The organism is Streptomyces triticisoli (assembly GCF_003270085.1).
Classification (GTDB): Bacteria; Actinomycetota; Actinomycetes; order Streptomycetales; family Streptomycetaceae; genus Streptomyces; species Streptomyces triticisoli.
Map to the genome: position 1 here is coordinate 1 of NZ_QFDQ01000222.1, position 8,411 is coordinate 8,411.

Here is an 8,411-nt window from a genome sequence, read left to right on the forward strand (position 1 = left end):
GGCCGGGGTGGTCGCCGTGCTGCTGGCGCCTGATCACGCGCACCCCGGCGGCCTCGCCGCGCTGCGCCGGGCGGGCGGGAGCGTGGCCCGGGTCGATGCGGCCGTTGCCGCGATCGACCGGGCCGATCTCGTCGTCGACGGCATCGTCGGCATCGGCGGCAAGGGCGGTCTGCGTGCGGAGGCCGCGCCGCTGGCCGAGCGTGCGGCGCGCTCGCGGGCGGCCGTGGTCGCCGTGGACCTGCCGAGCGGTGTCGAGGCGGACACCGGCGAGGTGCTCGGCGCCGCCGTACGCGCCGACCTGACCGTCACCTTCGGCACGCACAAGCCGGGGCTGCTCATCGATCCGGCGCGCGAGCACGCCGGTACGGTCCGGCTCGTCGACATCGGCCTGGGCCCCGAACTGCCCGCCGAGCCCGAGCTGCAGGCGCTGCAACACGCCGACGTGGCCGGTCTGCTGCCGCTGCCGGCCGCCGAGAGCGACAAGTACCGGCGCGGCGTCGTCGGCATCGCGGCGGGCTCGGCCCGCTACCCGGGCGCGGCCGTGCTCGCCGTGTCGGGCGCGCTGCACGGCGGGGCGGGCGCGGTGCGGTACGTCGGGCCGGCCGGGCAGGCCGTGATCGCCCGCTTCCCGGAGACGCTGGTGTCCGACCAGGGGCCGCACAAGGCGGGGCGCGTGCAGGCGTGGGTGGTGGGACCGGGCGCCGGGGACGACGCGGCGACCGTCGCGGAGGTGCTGGACACGGACGTACCCGTACTGATCGACGCGGACGGCCTGCGCCTCGCCGACCGCGACGCCGTACGCGCCCGTACCGCCCCCACCCTGATGACCCCGCACGCCGGAGAGGCCGCCGCCCTGCTCGGCGTGGCCCGCGAGCAGGTCGAGGGCGCGCGGCTGTCCTCCGTGCGCGAACTCGCCGCCCGCTACCGGGCGACCGTCCTCCTCAAGGGCTCGACCACCCTCGTCGCCGACCCGGACGGCGGCCCCGTACGCGTCAACCCGACCGGCACCCCGTGGCTCGCCACGGCCGGCAGCGGCGACGTCCTGTCGGGCCTGGCCGGCTCCCTGCTGGCGGCCGGCCTGACCCCCCGCGACGCCGGCAGCGTGGCCGCCTACCTGCACGGCCTCGCCGGCCGCTTCGCCGCCCGCGACGCCCCCATCGGCGCCCACGACGTGGCGGAGGCCGTCCCGGAGGCGTGGCGGGACGTACATATCCGCACATGACTGAACCTCCCTGTTCCGGACAGGCGGCGCGTCCGCTGCGCGCCCGGGTGCGGAGGGGCCGTGGGGCCCCTCTGAGACACTGGGGCGCGATGAACGAGACAGCACATCCGCGGACGGCACCGCTGCGCGCCCGCGCCGAGATCGATCTGGCCGCGGTGCGGGCCAACGCGCGGGCCCTTCGCGACCGGGCGCCCGGCGCGGCCCTCATGGCCGTGGTGAAGTCCGACGCGTACGGCCACGGCGCCGTTCCGTGCGCCCGTGCGGCCGTCGCCGCCGGGGCGACCTGGCTCGGCACCGCCACGCCGGAGGAGGCCTTCGCCCTGCGGGCGGCCGGGCTGTCGTCCGAACGGGTGCGGATCATGTGCTGGCTGTGGACGCCCGGCGGGCCCTGGCGGGAGGCCGTCGAGGCCGACCTCGACGTGTCCGTGAGCGGGATGTGGGCGCTGGCGGAGGTCCGGGAGGCGGCCCGCGCCGCGGGTCGGCCCGCGCGGGTGCAGCTCAAGGCCGACACCGGCCTCGGACGCAGCGGCTGCCAGCCCGCCGACTGGCCCGAACTCGTCGCCGAGGCCCTGCGCGCCGAGGCCGAGGGGCTGATCCGCGTCACCGGGCTGTGGTCCCACTTCGCCTGCGCCGACGAACCGGGGCACCCCTCCATCGCCGCCCAGCTCGACCGCTTCCGCGAGATGGTCGCCCACGCCGAACAGCGCGGTGTGCGCCCCGAGGTGCGGCACATCGCCAACTCGCCCGCCGCGCTCACCCTCCCCGAGACCCACTTCGACCTCGTACGCGCCGGGATCGCCCTCTACGGCGTCTCGCCCAGCGCCGAGATCGGCACCCCGGCCGACTTCGGGCTGCGCCCCGCCATGACCCTGTCCGCCTCGCTGGCCCTGGTCAAGCACGTACCCGGAGGGCACGGCGTCAGCTACGGGCACCACTACGTCACCCCCGGCGGGACCACCCTCGGACTCGTGCCCGTCGGCTACGCGGACGGCATCCCGCGCCACGCCTCCGGCTCCGGGCCGGTCCTGGTCGGCGGCAAGTGGCGTACGGTCGCGGGCCGGGTCGCCATGGACCAGTTCGTGGTCGACCTGGGCGGCGACGAGCCCGAGACCGGCTCCGAGGTCGTGCTCTTCGGACCCGGCGACCACGGCGAGCCCACCGCCGAGGACTGGGCGCAGGCCGCCGGCACCATCGCGTACGAGATCGTCACGCGCATCGGAACGCGTGTTCCCCGCGTCTACGTGAACGAGGGAGCAGACCGGGAACGCGGCGGGGAGCACGGCGCGTAGGACGGCCCGCGTGGGCAACCGGCGCGGACAGACGGCGCGGACAACCGGCGTAAAAGCCCCGGCGCGGAAGCCCGGCGCGGCGCCGTGTCCGGAGCACGGCACCACCACGACCAGGACCGGCACTACCTTTCACTCTCACCGAGCGAACAGCAGTACGGCACACAGAGGAGCGGTACGTGAGCGAGAGCAGCGCGGTCGTGAGGGCCACGGCGGGGGCGGCCGGCGGCTGGCGCAGGGCGACCGGCATCGCGGGCGCCGCGATAGGCGTGGTGGCGGCGGGCGCGGCGGCCGGCGTCGCCATCGAGCGGATGACCGTCGGCCGCGGCATACGCAGGAAGGCCCGGCTCGCCCTGGACTCGGCGGGACCCTACGGCGCCCTGCGCGGCACCCCCGGCCGGGCCCTGGCCGACGACGGCACCGAGCTCCACTACGAGGTCGACGACATCGACCCCGACGCGGCCGTGGACCTCGGCCCGCGCCGCCGCCGGCTCTTCGGCCGCAAGGCCCCCGCCCCCGTCACCGTCGTCTTCAGCCACGGCTACTGCCTCAACCAGGACTCCTGGCACTTCCAGCGCGCGGCGCTGCGCGGCGTCGTACGGACCGTGCACTGGGACCAGCGCAGCCACGGCGGCTCCGGGCGGGGCGTCGCCCAGACACGCGAGGGCGTACCGCTGGACATCGACCAGCTGGGCCGCGACCTGAAGGCCGTGATCGACGCCGCCGCGCCCGAGGGGCCGATCGTGCTGGTCGGGCACTCCATGGGCGGCATGACCATGATGGCCTTCGCCGCCCAGTACCCCGAGCTGATCCGCGAGCGGGTCGTCGCCACCGCCTTCGTCGGTACGTCCTCCGGGCGGCTCGGCGAGGTCAACTTCGGGCTGCCGGTGGCCGGCGTCAACGCGGTGCGCCGGGTCCTCCCCGGGGTGCTGAAGGCGCTCGGGCAGCGGGCCGAACTGGTGGAGAAGGGGCGGCGGATCACCGCGGACCTGTTCGCCGGGATCATCAAGCGGTACTCGTTCGCCGGGCGGGACATCGACCCGGCCGTCGCCCGGTTCGCCGAGCGGATGATCGAGAGCACACCGATCGACGTGGTCGCCGAGTTCTACCCGGCCTTCACCGACCACGACAAGACCGAGGCGCTGGCCCTGTTCAGGGACATGCCGGTGCTCGTCCTGGCCGGGGTGCAGGACCTGGTCACGCCCAGCGAGCACAGCGAGGCGATCGCCGACCTGCTCCCGGACGCGGAGCTGGTGCTGGTCCCGGACGCCGGGCACCTGGTGATCCTGGAACACCCGGAGCTCGTCACCGACCGCCTCGCCGACCTGCTCACCCGCGCGGGCGCGGTCCCCGCAGGCACTACCGTGGGTCGGTATGGAAGCACCAGCAGTACCGCCCACCCCGGCTGACCCCGTCTCCGTCGAGATCACCGTCAACTCCCCCGAGCAGATGCGGGAGCTGGGCCGCCGTCTCGCCAAGCTGCTGCGCGCCGGCGACCTCGTGATGCTCAGCGGGGAACTCGGCGCGGGCAAGACCACGCTGACCCGCGGGCTCGGCGAGGGCATGGACGTACGCGGTGCCGTCACCTCCCCGACCTTCGTGATCGCCCGTGTGCACCCGGCCCTCGGGGACGGCCCGCCGCTCGTCCACGTCGACGCCTACCGGCTGTCCGGCGGGCTGGACGAGATGGAGGACCTGGACCTCGACGTGTCGCTGCCGGACTCGGTGATCGTCGTGGAATGGGGCGAGGGCAAGGTGGAGGAGCTGACCGAGGAGCGGCTGCAGGTCCTGATCCACCGGACCGTCGGCTCCACCACGGACGAGGCGCGGCAGGTGACGGTGACCGGGGTCGGGGACCGGTGGGCGGCCGTCGACCTGGGCGTTCTGACCGCCTGAACCCCGCGTGAACTTTCCGACAGCGCGTCGGCAAGTGCTTGCGCCGGGCGCGTCCGGCATGGTCACATGGTATCCAGCCCGTGGTTAGGTATACCTAACCACGTCCGCCCCCGGCCCAAGGAGGCGTCCATGCCGGCCATGGAGAACAACGAGCAGCGGCGTCGGCAGTCGGAGCCGCGGCCGTATGCGGTGGGCGGTGTGTCCATGCGGGAACTGCTGGCCTCCTGCGCCGCCGCGGAGGCGGTCTCCCGGCCGCCGCGCGCCCCGGAACCGGTGGACCCCCGGACGGTGGAGGAGCAGCGCCGGGCGGCGTAACTCCATCGGATGACGCGCTCTAGCGGATGACGACGACCTTCTGCCCGATCGTCGCGAACATCCACATCGCCTCGCCGTCCGCCCGCGACTGACGGATGCCGCCGGTCCGCACCGCCGGGTCGGGCGTCGGCGAGGAGCCGTCCACGGCCGCGCTGAAACCGATCCCGACCCCGCCCACGGCGGTGAAGCGCACGACGTGCTCGACGGGGACACCGTCGGTCCCGATGACCGCCTCCGAACGGGACGTGACGGCGTAGGTCCCCGGCGTCGGGTCGACGCTGCCGGGGTGGACCCCGAAGGTGTTCCGCACCTTGTCGTCCGCGCCGACCAGCCACACCCGGTCGTCGCCCACCGAGTACACGACCCGCTCGCCGGTGCCGAAGCCGCCGGGCAGGGCGGCGGGGTGCCGCTCGTCCCGGGGCGCCTTGCCGGCGCTCGCCGCGGGCGTCGCCGTGGCGCCGGGGCCGCCGCGCAGCTCCTGCGGAACGTTCGCCTGCGCCTGGTGGGCGAGGAAGCCGACCGCGGCGACGGCGGCGGCGGTGAGCCCGGCCACGAACCCCGAGCTGCTCCTTGCCACGGTCGTCCACCTCCGCGTCGGTCGTACGAGCTGTTTTGTCGGGACGTTAGCAGCCGGAAAGCATCCCTTCGGGGCGGCGGTGCGGGGCCCGCCGGAGCCGTAGGCTGTTTGCGTGCTCTTGCTCGCTCTGGATACCGCCACCCCCGCCGTCACCGTCGCGCTGCACGACGGTGCGGCCGTCATCGCCTCCTCCAGTCAGGTGGACGCGCGCCAGCACGGAGAGCTCCTGCTGCCGGCCGTCGACCGGGTGCTCGCCGAGGCCGGGCTCAAGCTGGACGCCGTCACGGGCATCGTGGCCGGCACCGGGCCGGGCCCGTACACCGGGCTGCGCGTCGGGCTGATGACCGCCGACACCCTCGGGCTCGCGCTCGGTGTCCCCGTGTACGGCGTGTGCACGCTCGACGGCCTCGCCTACGCCGCCGACGTCTCCGGCCCCTTCGTCGTGGCGACCGACGCCCGCCGCAAGGAGGTCTACTGGGCCCGTTACGCCGACTCACGCACCCGCGTCACCGACCCGGCCGTCGACCGGCCCGCCGACATCGCCGACGAGGTCGGCGGCCTGCCCGCGGTCGGCGCGGGCGCGCTGCTGTACCCCGACACGTTCCCGCAGGCGCACGAGCCCGAGCACGTGTCGGCCGCAGCCCTCGCCTCGCTGGCCGCAGAGCGGCTGGCCGCCGGCGAGGAGCTGCCCGCGCCCCGGCCGCTGTACCTGCGCCGGCCGGACGCCCAGGTACCCAAGAACTACAAGGTGGTCACCCCGAAGTGACGGGACGAGCGACGACCGGGGCCACGGGTTGCGCACTGCGCGAGATGCGCTGGTGGGACATCGAGCCGGTGGTGGGACTGGAGAAGGACCTGTTCCCGGAGGACGCCTGGTCCCGGGGCATGTTCTGGTCCGAGCTGGCGCACTCCCGGGGCCTGGAGGCGACCCGGCGGTACGTGGTCGCCGAGGAGGGCGGCCGGATCGTCGGGTACGCCGGGCTGGCCGTCTCCGGTGACCAGGGGGACGTGCAGACCATCGCCGTCGCCCGCGACCACTGGGGCGCCGGGCTCGGCGCCCGGCTGTTGACCGAGCTGCTTCGGGCGGCGACCGCGTTCGAGTGCGCCGAGGTGATGCTCGAGTGCCGGGTGGACAACGTGCGCGCCCAGAAGCTCTACGAGCGCTTCGGCTTCGAGCCGATCGGCGTCCGGCGCGGCTACTACCAGCCGGGGAGCGTGGACGCCCTGGTGATGCGCCTGTCCACAGTGTTCGACGGCGACTCCGCCGCGGGCTCAACCTCCCCCAACGGTGTACAAGGAACCGAGATCCATGACTGACATGAGGGACGAGCCGCTCGTCCTCGGTATCGAGACCTCCTGCGACGAGACCGGCGTCGGCGTCGTGCGCGGCACCACGCTCCTGGCCGACGCCGTCGCCTCCAGCGTCGACGAGCACGCCCGCTTCGGCGGTGTCGTCCCGGAGGTGGCGTCCAGGGCCCACCTGGAGGCGATGGTGCCGACCATCAACCGTGCGCTGAAGCAGGCGGGGGTCTCCGCGAAGGACCTGGACGGCATCGCGGTGACCGCGGGCCCCGGGCTCGCGGGTGCGCTGCTCGTGGGCGTCTCGGCGGCGAAGGCGTACGCCTACGCCCTGGGCAAGCCGCTGTACGGGGTCAACCACCTCGCCTCGCACATCTGCGTGGACCAGCTGGAGCACGGTCCGCTGCCGGAGCCGACGATGGCGCTGCTGGTGAGCGGCGGCCACTCCTCGCTGCTGCTGTCCACGGACATCACCTCGGACGTACGGCCCCTGGGCGCGACGATCGACGACGCGGCGGGCGAGGCCTTCGACAAGGTCGCGCGCGTGCTGGACCTGGGCTTTCCGGGCGGCCCGGTGATCGACCGGTACGCGCGGGAGGGCGACCCGGAGGCGATCGCCTTCCCACGCGGACTGACCGGGCCGCGCGATGCGGCGTACGACTTCTCCTTCTCCGGCCTGAAGACGGCGGTGGCCCGCTGGATCGAGGCCAAGCGGGCGGCCGGGGAGGAGGTCCCGGTCCGGGACGTGGCGGCCTCCTTCCAGGAGGCGGTGGTGGACGTACTGACCCGCAAGGCCGTACGGGCCTGCCGTGACGCGGGCGTCGACCACCTGATGATCGGCGGCGGCGTGGCCGCGAACTCGCGGCTGCGGGCCTTGGCGCAGGAGCGCTGCGAGGCGGCGGGGATCCGGCTGCGGGTGCCGCGGCCCAAGCTGTGCACGGACAACGGGGCGATGGTGGCGGCGCTGGGTGCGGAGATGGTCAGCCGGGGGCGGGCGGCCTCCGGCTGGGACCTGTCGGCGGATTCGTCGCTGCCGGTGACGGAACCGCATGTGCCGGGGCACGATCACGATCACAGTCATGATCATGTGCATGAGGTCAGTAAGGAGAACCTGTACTCGTGACGGTTGCGCTGATGTGGGAGGCGCGGGCGGTCGAGGGCCGGGGGGAGGAACTCCTCGCCTGGGTGCGCCGGCAGGCGCTCGCGCGGGAACCTCTGCGCCGGGAGACCTTCCGTGCCCCGCAGGACCGGGTGCTGGTCATCACGTGGTGGGAAGCGTCGTACGACGCGGATCTGCCCGAGCTTCCCGAGCCGGACGGGGAGTTGGTGACGCGGGCGGTGCACCGGTGGCGGTTCGAGGCGGTCGGTGAGGGGCCGGACGCCTGATTGGCCGACCGCCGGCCGGATGCGCTATGATCATCACACGCAAGCGGCCAGCAAAGGGTCGCGAGCAGTGCGTTGGTGGTCCAAGGAAAGACGCCCCGCTTCCCGCGGGGAAATGCAGGTGCAAGGCCTGCCCAGCGCTCGATGGGACCCCGTCCCCGGTTCGCCCGGGGGCGGGTTCCTTGCGTTTCGGCTGCCGCCGGGGTGGGCCCTGTTTTTGCCCACCCGGCCCGCCCGTCTCGGTGGGGTGAGGGGTCCCGTCCCTGGGGCTTCGCCCCAGACCCCGGCGGGGGCTTCGCCCCGGCTTGGCCCACCCGGCCCGCCCGTCTCGGTGGGGGGAGGGGTCCCGTCCCTGGGGCTCCGCCCCAGACCCCGTTCGGGGCTGCGCCCCGGCTTGGCCCACCCGGCCCGCCCGTCTCGGTGGGAGGAGAGG

Annotated in this window: 10 protein-coding genes; 9 read left to right on the forward strand and 1 reads right to left on the reverse strand. The window is 74.5% G+C overall.

Translation table 11 applies throughout. The annotated features are described in order from the left end of the window. The 5 genes from DEP02_RS27230 to DEP02_RS27250 form a co-directional block, all read left to right on the forward strand. Positions 1 to 1,222: NAD(P)H-hydrate dehydratase (locus DEP02_RS27230; protein WP_112470335.1), on the forward strand; the 1,222-nt coding region annotated here is incomplete at its 5' end. An 89-nt stretch (positions 1,223 to 1,311) separates the two neighbouring features. Then, entirely contained in the window at positions 1,312 to 2,511 is a 1,200-nt protein-coding gene (alr, locus tag DEP02_RS27235) for an alanine racemase (RefSeq protein WP_112470336.1), read from the forward strand. A 176-nt stretch (positions 2,512 to 2,687) separates the two neighbouring features. Further along, positions 2,688 to 3,917, forward strand: coding sequence for an alpha/beta fold hydrolase (locus tag DEP02_RS27240; RefSeq protein ID WP_112470337.1), 1,230 nt, complete (start codon positions 2,688 to 2,690; stop codon positions 3,915 to 3,917). Continuing rightward, positions 3,883 to 4,404: a tRNA (adenosine(37)-N6)-threonylcarbamoyltransferase complex ATPase subunit type 1 TsaE gene (tsaE, locus tag DEP02_RS27245; RefSeq protein ID WP_112470338.1), complete on the forward strand. Its 522-nt coding sequence runs from the start codon at positions 3,883 to 3,885 to the stop codon at positions 4,402 to 4,404. Before DEP02_RS27240 ends, tsaE begins: the two co-directional genes overlap by 35 nt. A 129-nt stretch (positions 4,405 to 4,533) precedes the next feature. Then, positions 4,534 to 4,719, forward strand: coding sequence for a hypothetical protein (locus tag DEP02_RS27250; protein ID WP_112470339.1), 186 nt, complete (start codon positions 4,534 to 4,536; stop codon positions 4,717 to 4,719). A gap of 19 nt (positions 4,720 to 4,738) precedes the next feature. Here DEP02_RS27250 and DEP02_RS27255 read toward each other — a convergent pair whose 3' ends face one another. Next, the gene (locus DEP02_RS27255; protein ID WP_198668612.1) at positions 4,739 to 5,296 is read right to left on the reverse strand and encodes a hypothetical protein; all 558 of its coding nucleotides are present in this window, start codon (positions 5,294 to 5,296) and stop codon (positions 4,739 to 4,741) included. 112 nt (positions 5,297 to 5,408) lie between these two features. Here DEP02_RS27255 and tsaB point away from each other — a divergent pair, with 112 nt between their 5' ends. Genes tsaB through DEP02_RS27275 form a run of 4 tightly spaced genes read left to right on the forward strand, consistent with a single transcriptional unit; the run spans position 5,409 to position 7,981 of the window. After that, positions 5,409 to 6,062 carry a tRNA (adenosine(37)-N6)-threonylcarbamoyltransferase complex dimerization subunit type 1 TsaB gene (tsaB, locus tag DEP02_RS27260; RefSeq protein ID WP_112470341.1) on the forward strand — a complete coding sequence of 218 codons (654 nt, stop codon included), beginning with the start codon at positions 5,409 to 5,411 and terminating at the stop codon, positions 6,060 to 6,062. Positions 6,063 to 6,106: 44 nt separating this feature from the next. Beyond that, on the forward strand, positions 6,107 to 6,613 hold the full coding sequence (gene rimI, locus DEP02_RS27265; protein WP_112470342.1) for a ribosomal protein S18-alanine N-acetyltransferase: 507 nt from the start codon (positions 6,107 to 6,109) through the stop codon (positions 6,611 to 6,613). Beyond that, a complete protein-coding gene (tsaD, locus tag DEP02_RS27270; RefSeq protein ID WP_112470343.1) occupies positions 6,606 to 7,718 on the forward strand; it encodes a tRNA (adenosine(37)-N6)-threonylcarbamoyltransferase complex transferase subunit TsaD in 1,113 nt (370 codons plus the stop codon). Before rimI ends, tsaD begins: the two co-directional genes overlap by 8 nt. Continuing rightward, positions 7,715 to 7,981: a hypothetical protein gene (locus tag DEP02_RS27275; protein ID WP_112470344.1), complete on the forward strand. Its 267-nt coding sequence runs from the start codon at positions 7,715 to 7,717 to the stop codon at positions 7,979 to 7,981. The genes tsaD and DEP02_RS27275 overlap by 4 nt, the downstream gene beginning before the upstream one ends. Positions 7,982 to 8,411: the final 430 nt, after the last annotated feature.

What these genes read in the sequence shown, in the direction of transcription:
- DEP02_RS27250 (WP_112470339.1), top strand. Translation starts at nt 4,534, where the DNA reads ATGCCGGCCATGGAGAACAACGAGCAGCGGCGTCGGCAGTCGGAGCCG.
- rimI (WP_112470342.1), top strand. Translation starts at nt 6,107, where the DNA reads ATGCGCTGGTGGGACATCGAGCCGGTGGTGGGACTGGAGAAGGACCTG.
- alr (WP_112470336.1), top strand. Translation starts at nt 1,312, where the DNA reads ATGAACGAGACAGCACATCCGCGGACGGCACCGCTGCGCGCCCGCGCC.
- tsaD (WP_112470343.1), top strand. Translation starts at nt 6,606, where the DNA reads ATGACTGACATGAGGGACGAGCCGCTCGTCCTCGGTATCGAGACCTCC.
- tsaE (WP_112470338.1), top strand. Translation starts at nt 3,883, where the DNA reads ATGGAAGCACCAGCAGTACCGCCCACCCCGGCTGACCCCGTCTCCGTC.